Source organism: Marinobacter sp. DUT-1, from assembly GCF_050379415.1.
Classification (GTDB): domain Bacteria; phylum Pseudomonadota; class Gammaproteobacteria; order Pseudomonadales; family Oleiphilaceae; genus Marinobacter.
The window spans coordinates 734232-750529 of sequence record NZ_JBNRLS010000001.1; the positions used below are offsets into that span (position 1 = coordinate 734232).

The 16298-nt window shown below is 58.9% G+C and carries 16 protein-coding genes and 1 other RNA gene; 7 read left to right on the forward strand and 10 right to left on the reverse strand.

The features are described from left to right. Positions 1-280: 280 nt before the first annotated feature. From dapB to grpE, 4 genes are all read right to left on the reverse strand, one after another. Positions 281-1084, reverse strand: a complete 804-nt coding sequence (gene dapB / locus ACQUTG_RS03380) for a 4-hydroxy-tetrahydrodipicolinate reductase (protein ID WP_428918033.1) — start codon at positions 1082-1084, stop codon at positions 281-283. A 28-nt stretch (positions 1085-1112) separates the two neighbouring features. Then, positions 1113-2237: a molecular chaperone DnaJ gene (dnaJ, locus tag ACQUTG_RS03385; RefSeq protein ID WP_428918034.1), complete on the reverse strand. Its 1125-nt coding sequence runs from the start codon at positions 2235-2237 to the stop codon at positions 1113-1115. Between the two features lie 78 nt (positions 2238-2315). Then, a complete protein-coding gene (gene dnaK / locus ACQUTG_RS03390) occupies positions 2316-4241 on the reverse strand; it encodes a molecular chaperone DnaK (RefSeq protein WP_428918035.1) in 1926 nt (641 codons plus the stop codon). A gap of 117 nt (positions 4242-4358) precedes the next feature. Further along, complete coding sequence (gene grpE, locus ACQUTG_RS03395) at positions 4359-4937, reverse strand: nucleotide exchange factor GrpE (RefSeq protein ID WP_428918036.1); 579 nt, start codon at positions 4935-4937, stop codon at positions 4359-4361. Between the two features lie 279 nt (positions 4938-5216). Between grpE and recN the strand changes: the two genes are divergently transcribed. Continuing rightward, positions 5217-6896, forward strand: coding sequence for a DNA repair protein RecN (recN, locus tag ACQUTG_RS03400; protein ID WP_428918037.1), 1680 nt, complete (start codon positions 5217-5219; stop codon positions 6894-6896). Between the two features lie 86 nt (positions 6897-6982). Here the strand turns inward: recN and fur are convergent, their stop codons facing one another. After that, positions 6983-7405: a ferric iron uptake transcriptional regulator gene (fur, locus tag ACQUTG_RS03405; RefSeq protein ID WP_428918038.1), complete on the reverse strand. Its 423-nt coding sequence runs from the start codon at positions 7403-7405 to the stop codon at positions 6983-6985. Between the two features lie 122 nt (positions 7406-7527). Here fur and ACQUTG_RS03410 point away from each other — a divergent pair, with 122 nt between their 5' ends. Further along, positions 7528-7854, forward strand: coding sequence for an outer membrane protein assembly factor BamE (locus ACQUTG_RS03410; protein WP_428918039.1), 327 nt, complete (start codon positions 7528-7530; stop codon positions 7852-7854). 7 nt (positions 7855-7861) lie between these two features. Here the strand turns inward: ACQUTG_RS03410 and ACQUTG_RS03415 are convergent, their stop codons facing one another. Genes ACQUTG_RS03415 through ACQUTG_RS03425 form a run of 3 tightly spaced genes read right to left on the reverse strand, consistent with a single transcriptional unit; the run spans position 7862 to position 10238 of the window. Beyond that, entirely contained in the window at positions 7862-8146 is a 285-nt protein-coding gene (locus tag ACQUTG_RS03415; protein WP_428918040.1) for an RnfH family protein, read from the reverse strand. Continuing rightward, positions 8143-8589, reverse strand: a complete 447-nt coding sequence (locus ACQUTG_RS03420; RefSeq protein WP_428918041.1) for a type II toxin-antitoxin system RatA family toxin — start codon at positions 8587-8589, stop codon at positions 8143-8145. The genes ACQUTG_RS03415 and ACQUTG_RS03420 overlap by 4 nt, the downstream gene beginning before the upstream one ends. A 29-nt stretch (positions 8590-8618) precedes the next feature. Continuing rightward, a complete protein-coding gene (locus ACQUTG_RS03425) occupies positions 8619-10238 on the reverse strand; it encodes a sodium-dependent transporter (RefSeq protein WP_428918042.1) in 1620 nt (539 codons plus the stop codon). Here ACQUTG_RS03425 and ACQUTG_RS03430 point away from each other — a divergent pair. The 4 genes from ACQUTG_RS03430 to ssrA all read left to right on the forward strand — a co-directional run bounded on the left by ACQUTG_RS03430 (position 10237) and on the right by ssrA (position 12893). Then, on the forward strand, positions 10237-10419 hold the full coding sequence (locus tag ACQUTG_RS03430; protein WP_428918043.1) for a hypothetical protein: 183 nt from the start codon (positions 10237-10239) through the stop codon (positions 10417-10419). The two genes, ACQUTG_RS03425 and ACQUTG_RS03430, sit on opposite strands and share 2 nt — an antisense overlap. Continuing rightward, positions 10416-10895 (forward strand): SsrA-binding protein SmpB, encoded by a 480-nt coding sequence (gene smpB / locus ACQUTG_RS03435; RefSeq protein WP_428918044.1) that lies wholly within the window; start codon positions 10416-10418, stop codon positions 10893-10895. Before ACQUTG_RS03430 ends, smpB begins: the two co-directional genes overlap by 4 nt. Positions 10896-11035: 140 nt before the next feature. Further along, positions 11036-12454: a wax ester/triacylglycerol synthase family O-acyltransferase gene (locus tag ACQUTG_RS03440; RefSeq protein WP_428918045.1), complete on the forward strand. Its 1419-nt coding sequence runs from the start codon at positions 11036-11038 to the stop codon at positions 12452-12454. A 73-nt stretch (positions 12455-12527) separates the two neighbouring features. Further along, positions 12528-12893, forward strand: a transfer-messenger RNA (tmRNA) gene (ssrA, locus tag ACQUTG_RS03445). 54 nt (positions 12894-12947) lie between these two features. Here the strand turns inward: ssrA and ACQUTG_RS03450 are convergent. Continuing rightward, positions 12948-14645 carry a putative bifunctional diguanylate cyclase/phosphodiesterase gene (locus ACQUTG_RS03450; RefSeq protein WP_428918046.1) on the reverse strand — a complete coding sequence of 566 codons (1698 nt, stop codon included), beginning with the start codon at positions 14643-14645 and terminating at the stop codon, positions 12948-12950. Positions 14646-14973: 328 nt separating this feature from the next. Here ACQUTG_RS03450 and ACQUTG_RS03455 point away from each other — a divergent pair, with 328 nt between their 5' ends. Then, positions 14974-15570 carry an exopolysaccharide biosynthesis protein gene (locus ACQUTG_RS03455; protein ID WP_428918047.1) on the forward strand — a complete coding sequence of 199 codons (597 nt, stop codon included), beginning with the start codon at positions 14974-14976 and terminating at the stop codon, positions 15568-15570. Positions 15571-15611: 41 nt separating this feature from the next. On the opposite strand, the gene ACQUTG_RS03460 is transcribed toward ACQUTG_RS03455, so the two are convergent. Further along, entirely contained in the window at positions 15612-16289 is a 678-nt protein-coding gene (locus ACQUTG_RS03460; RefSeq protein ID WP_428918048.1) for a hypothetical protein, read from the reverse strand. Positions 16290-16298 lie beyond the last annotated feature (9 nt).

Genomic DNA, 16298 nt, shown 5'->3' on the forward strand with positions numbered 1-16298 from the left:
TCCGTGTTTGGACGGAGCACCGGGCAAGAGCTTTACCGGTAATCCGGCAGGCGCTTGAAGCCATCCTTCCGGGAACCGCTACAAGCACCCCTCCGGGGTCCAGCCAGCAATCACAGATTGCTGTCGTTCGGCTGTCGCATGAAGCTTCGCTTCATAAACGCTCGGCCTCACCCATGTGCGCTTGTTTCAGGCCATCCTTGGCCTTCAACATTCCCGGAAGGAAGATCTCAACCCCCTGCCTCCGAGACAGCCCGCATAGCCAGCCGCACGGGGATAAGCATTACCCTTTCAGGTTGAGTACATCTTGCATGTCATAGAGACCGGCCGGCTTGCCTTTCAGCCACAGCGCCGCCCGCATCGCGCCCTTGGCAAACGTCATGCGACTACTGGCCTTGTGGGTCACTTCGATGCGCTCGCCTTCGGTGGCGAACAGGACAGTGTGGTCGCCGACCACATCACCGGCGCGGATGGTTTCGAAGCCGATTTCCTTGCGGGTGCGCTCGCCGGTGAAGCCTTCGCGGCCGTAGACGGCGCACTCTTTGAGATCGCGACCGAGGGCGTCGGCAACCACTTCACCCATGCGCAGGGCGGTGCCTGAGGGGGCATCCTTTTTGTGGCGGTGGTGGGCTTCGATGATTTCGACGTCGTAGTCGTCGCCCAGGGTTGCCGCGGCGGTGCGCAGCAGGTTGAGGACGACGTTGACGCCGACGCTCATGTTGGGCGCGAACACCACCGGGATGGATTCTGCGGCCATGGCCAGCTGCTCTTTTTCGGCGTCGGACATGCCGGTGGTGCCGATGATGAGCATTTTGCCGTTGGCTTTGCAGAACTCGGCGTTTTCCAGGGTCAGGTCCGGGAAGGTGAAGTCGATGAGCACATCGAAGTCGTCCTTCGCGTCTGCCAGGCTGCCGATCATCTTGATGCCGGTTTTACCGATGCCGCTGAGTTCGCCGGCGTCGGCGCCCACCAGGCTGCTGCCCGGCTCGACGATGGCGGCGCCCAGCTCCAGACCTTCGGTGCCGTCGACGGCTTCGATCAAGACTTTACCCATGCGCCCGGCGGCGCCGATGATTGCTACCCTCATGTTCGCTTTTCCCTTGTTTGGCTCACGCTCAGAATTTCATTTCGTCGAAGAAGCTTTTCACTCCCTCGAACCAGGAGGTTTTCTTCGGAGCATGATGGGTGCCGTTGCTGCCGTCCAGTGTTTGCTGGAACTCTTCCAGCAACTCTTTCTGTCGCTTGGTGAGGTTGATCGGGGTTTCCACTACCACACGACACAGCAGATCACCGGCAGGACCGCCACGGACCGGGCTGACGCCCTTGTTGCGCAGGCGGAACAGTTTGCCGGTCTGGGTTTCGGCCGGGATCTTGAGCTTCACGCGGCCATCGAGGGTGGGCACTTCCAGCTCACCACCGAGGGTAGCGTCCACGATGCTGATGGGGACTTCGCAATACAGGTTGCGACCCTCGCGGGTGAAGATGGAGTGTTCGCGCACCGCGATCTGGACGTACAGGTCGCCGGGGGGGCCACCGTCGACGCCCATTTCACCTTCACCGGAAAGCCGGATGCGGTCGCCGGTATCGACACCGGGCGGCACTTTGACAGAGAGGGTCTTCTCTTTCCGTACCCGGCCCTGGCCGCGGCACACCTTGCAGGGGTTCTTGATGATCTGGCCGGAACCACGGCAGGTCGGACAGGCCTGTTGTACAGCGAAGAAGCCCTGCTGCATGCGTACCTGCCCCATACCCTTACAGGTACCACAGGTCTCGACACCGGAACCTTTTTCGGCGCCACTGCCATCACAGGCTTCGCATTCTTCGTGACCAGGAATGGTGATCTCGACGTTCTTGCCTCTGACCGCTTCTTCAAGGTCCAGCTCAAGGGTGTAGCGCAGGTCGGCACCGCGGGTGTTGCGGCCGCGACCACCGCCGCCGAAGATATCCCCGAACACATCCCCGAAGATGTCGGAGAAGCTGGCGCCACCGCCGCCGAAGCCGCCGCCGGCCTGACCATCAACGCCGGCGTGACCGAACTGGTCATAGGCGGCACGCTTACTGGAATCCGCCAGTACGTCGTAGGCTTCGCTGGCCTCTTTGAATTTGTTCTCGGCGTCTTCGTCGTCCGGGTTACGGTCCGGATGGTATTTCATGGCGAGCTTACGGTAAGCCCGCTTGATGTCCTTCTCGTCCGCGTCCCGGGATACACCGAGAACTTCGTAATAATCGCGCTTGGCCATGCTATAAAACCCTGTATTTATAACGCGGAAAACGCGGGGAAGCCCCCGCGTTTTCCAACTACCTGATGTACGTCAGATTTACTTCTTGTCGTCGTCTTTGACTTCCTCGAACTCGGCGTCGACGGCGTCGTCAGCTGACTGGGACTGGGCACCTTCCTGCCCGCCAGCCTGCTGTGCCTGGTCGGCCTGATCCGCGTACATCTTCTGGGCCAGCTCGGAAGACACTTCGGTCAGCTTCTGGGTCTTGGCCTCGATATCTTCCTTGTTCGAACCTTCCAGCGCTTCCTCCAGCTCCTTGATAGAGGCCTCGATGGACTCTTTCTCGCTGTCGCTGACCTTGTCACCGGCTTCGCTCAGGGTCTTGCGCACGGCGTGAACCATGGCATCACCCTGGTTGCGGACCTGGACCAGTTCCTCGAACTTGCGATCTTCCTCGGCGTTGGCCTCGGCGTCCTGCACCATCTTCTCGATCTCGTCATCGTTCAGACCCGAAGAGGCCTTGATCACGATGGACTGCTCTTTGCCGGTGGCCTTGTCCTTCGCGGACACGTTCAGGATGCCGTTGGCGTCGATGTCGAAGGTTACTTCGATCTGCGGCACACCGCGTGGCGCCGGCGGGATGTCCGCCAGGTCGAAACGGCCCAGAGACTTGTTCCCGGACGCCTGCTTGCGCTCACCCTGCACTACATGGATGGTCACGGCAGTCTGGTTGTCTTCCGCTGTGGAGAAGGTCTGCGACTTCTTGGTCGGGATGGTGGTGTTCTTCTCGATCAGCGGAGTTGCCACGCCACCCATGGTTTCGATACCCAGGGTCAGCGGGGTTACGTCCAGCAGCAGAACGTCTTTCACATCGCCGGAGAGCACAGCCGCCTGGATAGCAGCACCCATGGCCACGGCTTCGTCCGGGTTAACGTCCTTGCGTGCTTCTTTGCCGAAGAATTCCTTCACCTTTTCCTGTACCAGCGGCATACGGGTCTGACCACCGACCAGGATAACCTCGTCAACCTCACTGGCATTCATGCCAGCGTCCTTCAGGGCCACCTTACAGGGCTCCAGGCTGCGCTGGACCAGGTCTTCGACCAGGGATTCCAGCTTGGCGCGGGTCAGCTTCACATTCATATGCTTGGGACCGGACGCGTCTGCAGTGATGTACGGCAGGTTCACGTCGGTCTGCTGGCTGCTGGACAGCTCGATCTTGGCCTTCTCGCCAGCTTCCTTCAGACGCTGCATCGCCAGGGAATCCCCGCGCAGGTCGATGCCGCTGTCCTTCTTGAACTGATCCGCCAGGTATTCGATCACTTTCAGGTCGAAGTCTTCACCACCCAGGAAGGTGTCACCGTTGGTGGCCAGCACTTCGAACTGGTGCTCACCGTCCACGTCGGCGATTTCAATGATGGACAGGTCAAAGGTACCACCACCCAGGTCATACACTGCGACAGTGCGGTCGCCGCTCTTCTTGTCCAGGCCATAGGCCAGGGCAGCGGCGGTCGGCTCGTTGATGATCCGCTTCACTTCCAGACCGGCGATCTTGCCGGCGTCCTTGGTGGCCTGGCGCTGGCTATCGTTGAAGTAGGCCGGCACGGTGATAACCGCTTCGGTTACCTTCTCGCCCAGGTAGTCTTCTGCAGTTTTCTTCATCTTCTTCAGAACTTCTGCGGACACCTGCGGCGGCGCCATCTTCTGGCCCTTCACTTCAACCCAGGCGTCGCCATTGTCGGCCTTGGTGATCTTGTAGGGCACCATCTTGATGTCTTTCTGAACCACGTCGTCTTCAAAGCGACGACCGATCAGACGCTTGATGGCGTACAGGGTGTTGTTCGGGTTGGTTACCGCCTGACGCTTGGCAGACTGACCAACCAGGGTTTCGCCATCTTCGGTGTAGGCAATGATGGACGGGGTGGTGCGATCACCCTCGGCGTTCTCGATTACCTTTACCTTGTCGCCATCCATGATGGCCACACAGGAGTTTGTGGTTCCCAGGTCGATACCAATAATCTTGCTCATCGAATCACTCCAAATCTTCTGAATGCTTTCCCGGAGTATGTCGCCCCCGGCTTCTCGCTATTTACTCGCTATATTGGCGCTTTAATCGGCTTTTCAAGCCCGCCGGCGAATTTTTCGTTACTCGGCCTTGGCAACGATAACCATCGCCGGGCGCACCACACGGCCGTTCAACAGATAGCCCTTCTGCACCACGTTGACCACGCTGTTGGGCTCGGCGTCCGGCGCCGGCACCATGGACATGGCCTCATGCTGCTGCGGATCGAACGGCTCACCCACCGGGTTCAGCTGCTCGACATTGAACTTCGCCAGGCTCTTCATGAACAGATCGAGAGTCATTTCCACACCCTCGCGGATGGAAGCCACCAGTTCACCGGACTGCTCCTGGCCCTCGGTGCTTTCCACCGCCTTCTCCAGGCTGTCAGCCACCGGCAGCAGTTCCTTCACGAACTTCTCGAGGGCGAACTTGTGGGCTTTCTCCACATCGATCTCGGAGCGGCGACGCACGTTCTGCATTTCCGCCTGGGTGCGCAGCATCTGGTCCTTGAGCTCCTGGACCTGGGCGTTGAGGGCATCCACTTCGGAAACCTCCTCGCCTTCCGGAGCTGTCTCCCCGGCTGCCTGCGCTTCCTCGGCGGCCGCCTCGGTCGCTTCCTTCAATTCCTCTGCCTGTTCGTTGCGGTTCTCGTCGGTGCTCATGACTTCTCCTGCTAGATCTACAGCGGCCTGACAACACGGCCGATTGAAATGTGCTCCCGGCCGAAGCGAGCCGGAAAACTGTATTTGCGAACGGATATGGGGCCCGCTTGTCCGGTTTCAACCATTTCCCTCCGTATTCGTGAAGAAAATCCCGCCACTCCGTTTGCAAACAGGAAAAACCCTGTATATATTCACAGTCACTGTATGTAAAACCAGTACTTCATGAAAGCACCGCCGAGCACTCAACAACGGATTCTGAATCGGGAGCGGAGGTTATCCATGCTCACACAACTTACGGTTTCCAATTACGCCATTGCCGAACGAGTGGAACTCCAGTTCAACAAGGGCATGACGGCACTGACCGGGGAGACCGGCGCGGGCAAATCCATCGTCCTTGATGCCCTCGGGCTTGCCATGGGCGGCCGCGCCGATGCCGGGGCCGTCCGTCATGGCGCCAAGCGGGCGGATATTACCGCCACCTTCGACGTCAGCGACATTCCCGAGGCGGTGGAGTGGCTGGACCAGCACGAACTGGACGATGACAACGACTGCATCCTGCGGCGGGTAATCAGCAAGGACGGCCGCTCCCGGGCTTACATCAACGGCCAGCCCTGCCCTTTGGCACACCTGAAGGAACTGGGCGGTCTGTTGATGGATATCCACAGCCAGCACCAGCATCAGTCCCTGTTGCGCAAGGAAACCCACCGCAAACTGCTCGACGAGTTCGCCGGCCTCGAAACCCTGGCCGCCGATACCCGCGCTGCCTGGAAAGCCTGGTACCTGACCCGCCAGCGCCTGACCGAACGGCAACAGAACGCCGATGAGGCGGAAGCCCGACTGCAACTGCTGCGCTACCAGGTGGAAGAGCTGGACCGGCTGGCCCTCGAAGACGACGAACAGGAAGCCCTGGAGCAGGAACAGGCCCAGCTGAGTCAAGCGGATTCAGTACTGCACAGCAGCCACCAGGCCGCCCTGCTCTGTACCGAGGAGGAGACCAGTGCCTCGGACCTGATCCGCCAGGCCCTGCAGCAACTGGAGCAGCTACCAGTCGAGGTGCCCGCCCTGGCGGACACCATCCAGATGCTGAACGAAGCCCAGATCCAGGTTTCAGAAGCCGGCGACAACCTGCGCCGGTTCGTGGAGGATTACGAAGCAGACCCTGCCCGGCTTGCCGAAGTGGAGGAGCGCCTGAGCGCCATCTACCAGATGGCCCGCAAGCACCGAATCACCCCGGAAGAGTTGCCGGAACTGCACGAGCGCCTGAGCAGCGAGCTGGCCGAACTGGACGGCGGCGCAGGCAGCCTTGAACAACTGGAAGCAGAACTGGAGAAGCAACGTGCCAGCTTTGATGAACTGGCCAGCCAGCTCACCGAAGCCCGGCAGCGAGCTGCCGTGGAGCTCGACCAGCGTATTGCCGAGGAGCTGGCGCAGCTGAGCATGCCGTCAGTACAGTTCGTCACTCACCTGAACCGCAACAACGATGAGCAGCCAGCTCCCCACGGCATGGAAGACATCGAGTTCCTGGTCAGCGCCAACCCGGGTCAGCCGGCACGATCCCTGGCGAAGGTCGCCTCCGGCGGGGAACTGTCCCGGATCAGCCTCGCGATCCAGGTGGTAGTGGCCCAGACGTCTACCACACCCACGCTGGTGTTCGACGAAGTGGACGTCGGCATCGGTGGCGGCACCGCCGAGGTGGTCGGCAAGCTACTGCGGACCCTCGGCACCAACGGCCAGGTGCTGTGCGTAACCCATCTGCCGCAGGTGGCGGCGCAGTGCCATCAACACCTGTTTGTCAGCAAATTTACGGAAAAAGACGCGACCTTCTCGAAAATCGAGGCACTCGATGACAAGGGAAGGATCAGTGAAGTGGCGAGAATGCTGGGTGGTGTGGACATGACCGAGCAGACCATTGCCCATGCCCGGGAGATGTTTTCCAAGGGGCAGGCCACCCACCACTGACGGCGGACCAGAACCTCTACCCCTCTCGATCCTGAGAGCTGTTCGGGGGCAGGCTGATACCTGCCCCCTTTTTTATGTTCGTCTGCTTATTCGCCTTCTTTGGCTTTGACCGGCTTCACGTAGAGAATCAGGCTGTGATCCACGATTTCATAGCCATGCTCCTCGGCGATCTTCTTCTGACGCTCCTCGATCACCTCGTCCACAAACTCGATGACCTCACCCGTCTGGGTGCATACCATGTGGTCGTGATGATCATCGCCCGCCATTTCAAAGACCGCATGGCCGCCCTCGAAGTTGTGCCGAAGTACCAGGCCAGCCGCCTCGAACTGGGTCAGCACCCTGTAGACGGTTGCCAGCCCCACGTCATCTCCCTGCTCAAGCAGCTTCTTGTAAACGTCTTCGGCACTCAGATGGTGCTCTTCGGCGTTCTCCAGAATATTGAAGATCTTGACCCGTGGCAGGGTGACCTTCAGACCGACTTTTCGTAATTCGGTGTTTTCAGATGACATGTTACTATTCGCTCTTTGGTGTGCCTCACGGCTTCCGGTATGATGAAGCCGCCATTTAACGGTCAACCCGTGTCACACCTGCCTCTGGCAGGCGATTTCAAGATAGAGGATTTCCCCCGGCGATGCAAAAGCTCACAGCTCTCATTCTCACTCTCTTTATGACCGGTTGTGTCTTCCCCGGCGTGTACAAGATCAACGTACAGCAGGGCAACATTGTGACCGATGAAGAGCTGACTTCACTGAACGCCGGCATGCCCCGGAGCCAGGTCCACGCGCTGCTGGGCACACCGCTGACCATCAATCCGGTGGACCTCTCCCGGGAATACTACGTCTACACATTCCAGCGAAGAGGCGGCGACATCCGGGAGCAACGCATTATCGTCTACTATGATGGCGATAGCTTTTCCCATTACGAAGCACAGTTGCTCGAGGAAACCCCCGCCTACTGATCCTCGCTCAGGCGTCCTTCTTTTTTGCCCGATTCAGGCGTGCCTGTTTCGGGTCGATTTTCAGGGGCCGGTAAAGCTCCACGCGGTCACCCTCACGCAGTTCGTGGGCGGTCGGATCCTTGATCACCTTCCCGAAGATGCCCATGTCATTTGAATCCGGATCCACCTCCGGAAAAATGTCGGTAATCCCGGAGAGTTTCACTGCCTCAAGCGCGGTCGTGCCTTCCGGTACCGTCACCGGCACGATCTCCTGCTTGTCCGGACGGGCGTAGGCCACTTCTACCCGAATCATCTGCTCCCTCCCCGATACAGTTCGTCAGCCCGGCGGCAGAAAGCGTCCACCATGGTATTGGCCGCCTGAGAGAATACCGGCCCGAAAGTCATCCGGGACAGGGATCCGGAGAACTCGAACTCCAGGGTCAGGATGACCTTACAGGCATTGTCGTCCAGCGCCTTGAAATGCCAGCGGCCAGTCAGGTTCTGGAACGGCCCGTCCACCAGGTTCATCTCGATGGCTTCGGGCATCAGCAGCTGGTTGCGAGTGGTCAGACGGTGGCGGATACCACCCTTGGAAATTTCCAGGGAGGCGGTCACCTGTTCCTCACCCTGGTCGTGGACCTCGGCCCCGGCGCACCAGGGCAGGAACTCGGGATAGCGGGCAATATCATTGACCAGATGGAACATGCGCTCGGCGGAGTGCATGACAAGTGCGGTTTTATCAATCTGATGGGCCATGGGCTCCTCAGTAAAAAGTACAGCCTGAATCAGACGCTATGATAAAGGATCTCGTCCTCTTTGGGGGCATTTTCAGGCTGATCCACCGGTTCCGAAGCGGCCTTCTCATCCCCGTCGGCTGGTTCCGTCGCCTCCGACGGAGGGTCACCGTCCTTCCCGGCGGAAACCGACGGTCCGGAGTCGGCGCCTTCCCCCCCATCCGGGGCAATCTCCAGGACAAGCGGCGCCGGACGCTCGCACCAGAGCGCAGCACTTCCATTCTCACACAGGTTGTTTAGCGAGAAGGCGGTGTACATGACACCGACATAGGCCACCACCACCGGCAGTACTGTGCGCATATCCCAGTACCAGACCCGGGCAAACAGGGCCGGGGTCCGGCCGATCAGCTGGTGCGCCAGCCGGCGGGTCAGGCACCAGCCGGTGAACAGGGCAATGAGGATCGCCACCAGGGGAATCAACAGGCCGCCGGTAAACAGCTCCAGCCACCGGAACAGGGTTGCTCCGTAAAGCCGGTATTCCGCCCAGATATTGAAAGACAGCAGTGTTACCAGCCCCGCAAGCCAGGCCAGCAGCCCGATCAGCACCACGGAGATTCCCCTGGGCGCTCCGGTCCACTCCCGTAACCAGCCGACCACTGGCTCCAGCAACGCCAACGAAGTGGTCCAGACAACCATCACCACTAACAGAAACGCACAGGCAATGATCAACTGGCTACCGGGGAACTGGGCCAGGGACACCGGCAGGGAGACGAACAGCAGGGTGAAGCCCCGCTCCCCGTCAAAGTCCGTATTCCCGGTGGCGAGGGCGAAGATCATCAGGCCGGCCAGCACCGCGACGAGCGTATCCATCAGCACGACGGCGAGGATCGACCGCTTGAAGCGGGTATCAGGGGTGGTGTAGGTGCCGAAAACCGTCCACACCCCCATGCCGAGCCCCAGGGTAAAGAACGCGTGGAACAGTGCGGCCTTGATGCTGCCGAGGGAGACGTCTTCCGGACGCAGTTCAAGGATGTGAGCAAACGCGCCATCGACCCGCCCCTGCCAGGCAGCCAGCCCGAACAGCACCAACATCAACACCAGAGCACCCGGCACCACCACCCGCATGGTGCGCTCCAGTCCCCGGGCCACACCCTGAACGGAAACCCAGACCACCAGCAGCAGGAAGAATGCATGCCAGGCCATGAAGTAGCGGTACTGCCCGGGATCCGACACCAGCCCCGAGAGCACCGAAGCGGCCTCCGCCTCACTACCGGAGGACAACCGCCCCATGGCCCCGAAGAATACATAAGCCAGGGCAATCGATCCGAACACCGCGGTATAGGAGAGCACCACGAACGCCGCCAGCACACTGAGCCGACCGGCCAGCATCCAGCCACGGGAGCACCGGGTGCTGCGGATCAGACCATCCACGGCCAGGACAATGCCGTGGCGGGAATAACGCCCCAGGGCCGATTCGGTCACCATCAGCGGCAGCGTGATCAGCAGGAGACAGGCCAGATAGATCAGCACGAACAGGCCACCCCCGTGCAGGCTGGCAAGGTAGGGAAACTGCCACAGGTTGGCCAGCCCCACCGTTGCGCCCACGGAGGCCCAGAAGAATGTAGATTTACGGGTGAAGGCCCCGTTCGCTGTCTGATACGACGTCGACATGCATTTCCCTGAAAGTATCTGCGTGGCCATTGTAGCCGATGCCGGCAAAGTCGCACGCCTCATTGGTCACGATTACGGCGTTTTCGTGACCGGTCTGGCAGTCCTGGGCTACAATGCGCGTTTTGCCGGGGCAAGCCCGGCCGTTCGTTCATTTATCCGAACCCGGATCACTGATTCATGAGCAAGAAGAAACCCGGAACGCCGAGTAGTACCATCGCCCTGAACAAGAAGGCGAAACACGAGTATCACATCGAGGAACGCTTCGAGGCGGGTCTGTCCCTGCTGGGCTGGGAGGTCAAATCCCTGCGGGCCGGCAAGGCGCAGCTGGTGGACGCGTATGTGCTGCTCAAGAACGGCGAGGCCTGGTTACTCGGCGCCCACATCACCCCCCTGAGCACCGTTTCCACCCACGTGATCCCCGATCCGACCCGCACCCGCAAACTGCTGCTGCACAAGAAAGAGATCGCCAAGATCCTGGGCAAGGTCAACCAGGCAGGCTTCACCTGCATCCCCCTCGCCCTTTACTGGAAGAACAACAAGGTGAAGTGCGAGATCGCCCTGGCCAAGGGCAAGAAGCAATTCGACAAGCGCGCCACCGAGAAAGAGCGCGACTGGAACCGCCAGAAGCAGCGCATTCTGCGCGAAGCCAACCTCTGATTCCGCTCCCCACGGATTAGCAAATACCTGACGCCGGTCATGGCCGGCGCCGAGGGGTATGTCGCATACTTGCTCTCTTTGTTCAGAAATCCAACAGGCCTATACTCGGGAATTCCGGTGCATGGCAAAGGGAGCCGCTTATGTCACCCAAACAGACGCCGATGTCCTCCGTAGACCGTGCGTGGCTGCGCATGGATACCCCCCAGAACCCCATGATGATCTGCGGGGTATGGGCACTGGAACGGCCGGTTTCAATGAGCCGCCTTCGGCACACGCTTGAAGAGCGATTCCTGTGCTTCGACCGGTTCCGGCAACGGGTCATAGACACCGGAGACCGGGCTTACTGGCAGGACGACCCCTTGTTCGACCTGGACAACCACCTGCACCGCATCGCCCTGCCCGGCAAGGCGGACAAAGCCGAGCTCCAGAAGCTGGTCAGTGACATGAACAGCACCTCCCTGGATTTCCGGCAACCGCTCTGGCAAATGCACTACATCGACAATTACGGCGACGGTGGCGCACTGCTGATTCGAATTCATCATTGCATTGCCGATGGCATCTCGCTGGTGCGGGTGATGCTGTCACTGACCGATAAAACGCCGGAACCCAGACTGGGCAAAGTGGCCCGCAAGCGTCGCTCCAAACCCCACCAGAGATCGACAATCCAGAACTTCCTGCACCGTGCTGTAGACAGCGCGCAAACGGCGACCAATCAGGCAAGACTGTTCATTCAGTCCGTTCGCGATGAGCCCAACTATCCCCTGAAACTGGCATCCACCGCCGGCGGCGTAGCCTTCGACCTTTTCAAGCTTGGCCTGGCCCCTGGAGAGCCCAGAACCGGCCTGAAGGAACCGCTATCCGGACGCAAGCAGGTAGCCTGGGCGGATCCTCTGGATCTTGCCGAAGTGAAGGCCTGCGCCAAGGCTTTGGGCGGCACGATCAACGACGCTCTGCTCTGCACCGTCACCGGGGCGTTGCAGCGGCATTTTGCGGCTCACAAGGAGACAATCCCCGAGTGCGGCATCCGCGTGGCGGTGCCGTTCAACCTGCGGCCTCTTGATCAACCTATCGAAACACTCGGCAACAAGTTCGGCCTGGTGCTGGTTACGCTCCCGGTAGAAGTAATGGACCCTCTCCTGTGCTTCCGTCAGGTACAGGAGAACATGAACCGCCTCAAGCGCTCCTATCAGGCCCAAGTTACCTACAGCCTGCTTGATATCTTCGGTCGGGGCCCCGATGTTATCGAACGAAGGGCTCTGGATCTGCTCAGTAACAAGGCCTCCGCCGTGCTGACCAACGTGCCCGGTCCGAAAGAGCCCCTGTACCTGGCAGGCAGCAAGCTGACCCAGCCCATGTTCTGGGTGCCCCAGAGCGGCACCATCGGTATCGGCATGAGCATCCTGAGCTATGCCGGCACCGTGCAATTCGGCATCACCGTGGACAAGGCGATTCACGCCGATCCGGATGCCGTAATGGATTACTTCCGGGAGAGCTTCCAGGCCCTGAGCCACGCGGCTCTGGCCGGACGCCCCGAAGCAGTGAAGCGCCACGCAAGCTGAGCAGGGGTAGGTATAAATAACGCAATTACCCCTTGAAGTCCGGTATTCCGGACACATATACTGGAATCACTAGGGGGACGACTTGGCTTCGACGCCGGTGACGAACCCTTGGGTGCATGTCGAGATGGCAGCGAATCTCGTAAATCCAAAGCTGCTTTAAAATAGTCGCAAACGACGAAAACTACGCACTGGCGGCGTAAGCCGTTCCAGTCGTCCTGGCTGAGGCGCCTATAACTCAGTAGCAACATCCCAGGACGTCATCGCTTATAGGCTGCTCCGCTACCCAGAGCTCACTGGATAGCGGCTAAGATTAAAGAGCTCGCCTCTTGCACCCTGACCTTCGGGTCGCTTGAGGTTAAAACAATAGAAGGACACTAAGCATGTAGACCTCAAGGCTGAGTGCTGGCGGACGCGGGTTCAATTCCCGCCGTCTCCACCAAACACCCAGAGAAAAGCCCCTGATTTCAGGGGCTTTTTTTTGCAGTTCACGAAATCAGCTGCTGACAGTGTCCACATTGGGACCACATTTCCAGTTAATATAGTCGGGTACCGGAAGTGGCTTGGCATAGTAGAAGCCCTGCGCCGTATCTGCCCCATACTCTAAGACAATCTGATGCTGCTCCTCCGTCTCGACTCCCTCGACGGTGACGTGCAGATTCAATGCGTGTGCCATCCTGATCATAGAACTCAGAACCGTCCGGGCATGAGAGCTCTCATTCAGGCTCGACACAAAAGCACGGTCAATCTTCAGTCCCGAGAGCGGCAAATGAGCGAGGTACTGGAATGATGAGTACCCCGTACCGAAATCATCCAGGCTCACAAGGAACCCCTGGTTTCGCAAACTCTCGACGGCCACTTTGGCATGAGCAGGATCTCTGATCAGTGCTCCCTCAGTAATCTCAATCTCCAGTTTTTCAGGTTCAACCCCGTACAAAGAGACGATACGACCTAAACTCTGTACCAAAGCACTATCCATCAGATTCTTTGCGGAAAAGTTAATGCTTACCCGGAGTAAGTCGTGCTGCTTGATATCCTCACACGCTTTCCTGATCACAAATCGGGTAACGGGATCTATTAATGTGGTGTTTTCCAGTTTGGGCATAAACAAACCTGGCAAAACCATGGATCCATCGCTGCTGAACCACCGCAACAACCCCTCGCCCCCCATATGGCGACCGCTTTTCAAACAGATTTTGGGCTGATAGAAGAGAGAAAACTCATTTTCCCGTAGCCCTTTGCGAACACTTGATATCAGGCGCACTCGCTCGGCTGTTTTCTGGTCAAACATCGGATCGTAAGACCGATAGAATCCGTTGGAATCTATAGCTGCATAGAGGGCCGTTCTTGCCCGGTTCACCACAGAATCAGGCGCAATAACACCTGTTTCAACGAAATAGCTACCAGCAACCAGTTGGACTCTGAGCGGAATCCCATCTATTTCAGCCTCGTTTTCTCCGGCAGAACGCACAGCATTGGCAACAGAATCAACTTCCTCCCGGGATGCCCCAAAGAACAGGAGCAAAAGCTCCGAGGTGCTAAACCGATAAACGTGGTGTTCCCGAGGAATGGCTACACTGATTTGATCTGCAAGACTGCGGACAACCTTATCAGCAGTTTGCGCCCCCATGGCCTCCATGACTTCCCATAGGTCTTGCAGACGGACCAATATAACTGCCGGAGTGCCCGAAACCGGTTGTCGAGATCGGCCAGCAGACAAAACACGATGGAGATCTTCTCTTAGAGCAGCTTGATTGGGCAGCCCCGTCTCCCGATCAACTTGAAGATCCCGCAAATGTCGTTGATTTGAAGTGCGGAGACTATGGAAGAGCCAGCTGGTAAACACAGCAATAAGTACAAAAAAAGAAATCCTGGCCAGCCAGTTTTGGGGCGACTGCATCAGGCCTCTTCCAACATCCTGGGGCATATATGGGCCCAAAAGCAGGCCTGCAATTACAGCACTCAACACCGTCGGGACGAGCCCAAACCAGGCCGCCGTCAAAATAACAGGAAGCAGAATAATATAGGGGTATGCGTACCCAGTGCCTCCAGTTGCATAAACAATCGAGGCACCAATGGCTAACGATGCCGCGACTACGAGTACTCGCGATACCGTCCGCAGCGTTCTGTCCCGGCCACTAAAATCGAGTGCCGTACGGCCTAAGGGAGTTACAGCGAAATTGTCAGCATTCATCTGAAACACCATAAGGACACGATGCTTCCATCCCCTCAATTCATTCCGACAATCGATAGGAACACGCCGGTCGCGTCGGTTACCAGCCTGGACTTCGATGTTCGTACGTCCTGATACAGCCAGAATTCACATTAATGCTTCAAAGGTAGCTGAACTACCCCAACCATCTGTAAATCTTTGTTAAATGATCTTTGATTCGATGGTGTTAGCGATCCTTTGGCTGCCCCTTCCGGTCTCCCTGTGCGCTTCGTAACATTTCCCCAATGAACTACGGCTATCTTCCGGATAGGGTTGAGAACGAATTCTTACTGGAAGGCTCTGTAGCCCCATGAACCAGCCGGACGATCCGGAAAATCTCGAGCAACTGCTGGACCGCCTGCGCACCCACACCGATGGTCAGGCCCAGGTATCGGTGGCGGACATCCTGAATGCCGTCGGCGAGCGATCTTTCGGCCCCGTCGCTCTGGTGGCGGGCCTGGTTGTGGTTGCACCGCTGATTGGAGACATTCCCGGTGTACCCACCCTGCTTGGACTGCTGGTGCTGCTGACGCTCGGGCAGTTACTGTTCCGGCGTCATTCCATCTGGTTGCCCCCCACTCTTGCCACTAGAAAGCTGGAACAGGCCAAACTGGCCAAGGGGCTGGACTGGGTCGAGAAGCCGGCGCGTTATCTGGATCGGCACACCAGGCCGCGCCTGGTCTGGCTCACCCGGGGCCCGGGGCAATATCTGATGGCGCTGGTGTGTATGGCCGTGGCGCTCGCGATGCCCACCATGGAGGTGGTTCCGTTCAGCGCCAATGGTGGTGGGCTGGCACTGATGGCGTTCGGGTTGGCGATGATCGCCCGGGACGGGTTGCTGGCACTGTTCGCGACATCGATCACTCTGGGCACCTTCTGGTTTGTGATCTCCGGGTTGATGGGGTGAGAGCGGCGGTCCCTGCCCTCATCACAATCTTCACTTCCCGATCACATGGAAAACCAGTTGCGCTTGATTTGCTCGTAGTCGTCTTTTCCGATAACCCCGGCTTCCGCCAGCCGGCGCATTTCCGCGACAGCCAGGGGAATTCGCCGCTTGCCCTCGGGCAGCTGCCGCTGGCCACGGAGTATGCCTTCCCGGAGCTCGGTCAGGAACGAATCCACCTGCTCCCGGCTCGGGGTGCGGGCGTCGATGGTGAATAACACCACATCGCTGTTCAGGGCCCGGAACTCGAAGACATGCCGGGTGGTGCGAACGGCGAGGGACATGAAGATAACCGCAAGCACCAGCGGTGCAATCAGCCAGGGCAACGGTGCCGGAAATACCGAATACAGGGCGGCTGGCACCGTCATGCAGATGGCGCCGGCGAGCCAGAGGCCAAGCCGGTAATCCCGGATCTCCCTGGGTTCTTCCTGGACGAAGGTCAGGTCAATCACCTGCTCCGGCAGGTCTTTCTTGCGCCGGTTGGTCTGGATCAGCAGGTAATGGCTGCTGAACCGTGTAAACAGTGTGCTGATTTTCGCGGATACCCGGGTCTGGCGCAGCCGGCGGTCAATCCGCCAGCTGTCCCGGGGCGGGACGCTCCAGCCGTCCCGTTGCATTTCAAGGTCTGGCACGCTCCATCGATCCAGTTCAATTACATCCTCCTGGGTCACAGCAATGGTCACGTTACGTCT

Bases quoted from the DNA above. Each gene is read 5' to 3' on its own strand.
- dapB (WP_428918033.1), bottom strand. From the start codon at position 1,084: ATGAGGGTAGCAATCATCGGCGCCGCCGGGCGCATGGGTAAAGTCTTG.
- dnaJ (WP_428918034.1), bottom strand. From the start codon at position 2,237: ATGGCCAAGCGCGATTATTACGAAGTTCTCGGTGTATCCCGGGACGCG.
- dnaK (WP_428918035.1), bottom strand. From the start codon at position 4,241: ATGAGCAAGATTATTGGTATCGACCTGGGAACCACAAACTCCTGTGTG.
- grpE (WP_428918036.1), bottom strand. From the start codon at position 4,937: ATGAGCACCGACGAGAACCGCAACGAACAGGCAGAGGAATTGAAGGAA.
- recN (WP_428918037.1), top strand. From the start codon at position 5,217: ATGCTCACACAACTTACGGTTTCCAATTACGCCATTGCCGAACGAGTG.
- fur (WP_428918038.1), bottom strand. From the start codon at position 7,405: ATGTCATCTGAAAACACCGAATTACGAAAAGTCGGTCTGAAGGTCACC.
- ACQUTG_RS03410 (WP_428918039.1), top strand. From the start codon at position 7,528: ATGCAAAAGCTCACAGCTCTCATTCTCACTCTCTTTATGACCGGTTGT.
- ACQUTG_RS03415 (WP_428918040.1), bottom strand. From the start codon at position 8,146: ATGATTCGGGTAGAAGTGGCCTACGCCCGTCCGGACAAGCAGGAGATC.
- ACQUTG_RS03420 (WP_428918041.1), bottom strand. From the start codon at position 8,589: ATGGCCCATCAGATTGATAAAACCGCACTTGTCATGCACTCCGCCGAG.
- ACQUTG_RS03430 (WP_428918043.1), top strand. From the start codon at position 10,237: ATGCATTTCCCTGAAAGTATCTGCGTGGCCATTGTAGCCGATGCCGGC.
- ACQUTG_RS03425 (WP_428918042.1), bottom strand. From the start codon at position 10,238: ATGTCGACGTCGTATCAGACAGCGAACGGGGCCTTCACCCGTAAATCT.
- smpB (WP_428918044.1), top strand. From the start codon at position 10,416: ATGAGCAAGAAGAAACCCGGAACGCCGAGTAGTACCATCGCCCTGAAC.
- ACQUTG_RS03440 (WP_428918045.1), top strand. From the start codon at position 11,036: ATGTCACCCAAACAGACGCCGATGTCCTCCGTAGACCGTGCGTGGCTG.
- ACQUTG_RS03450 (WP_428918046.1), bottom strand. From the start codon at position 14,645: ATGAATGCTGACAATTTCGCTGTAACTCCCTTAGGCCGTACGGCACTC.
- ACQUTG_RS03455 (WP_428918047.1), top strand. From the start codon at position 14,974: ATGAACCAGCCGGACGATCCGGAAAATCTCGAGCAACTGCTGGACCGC.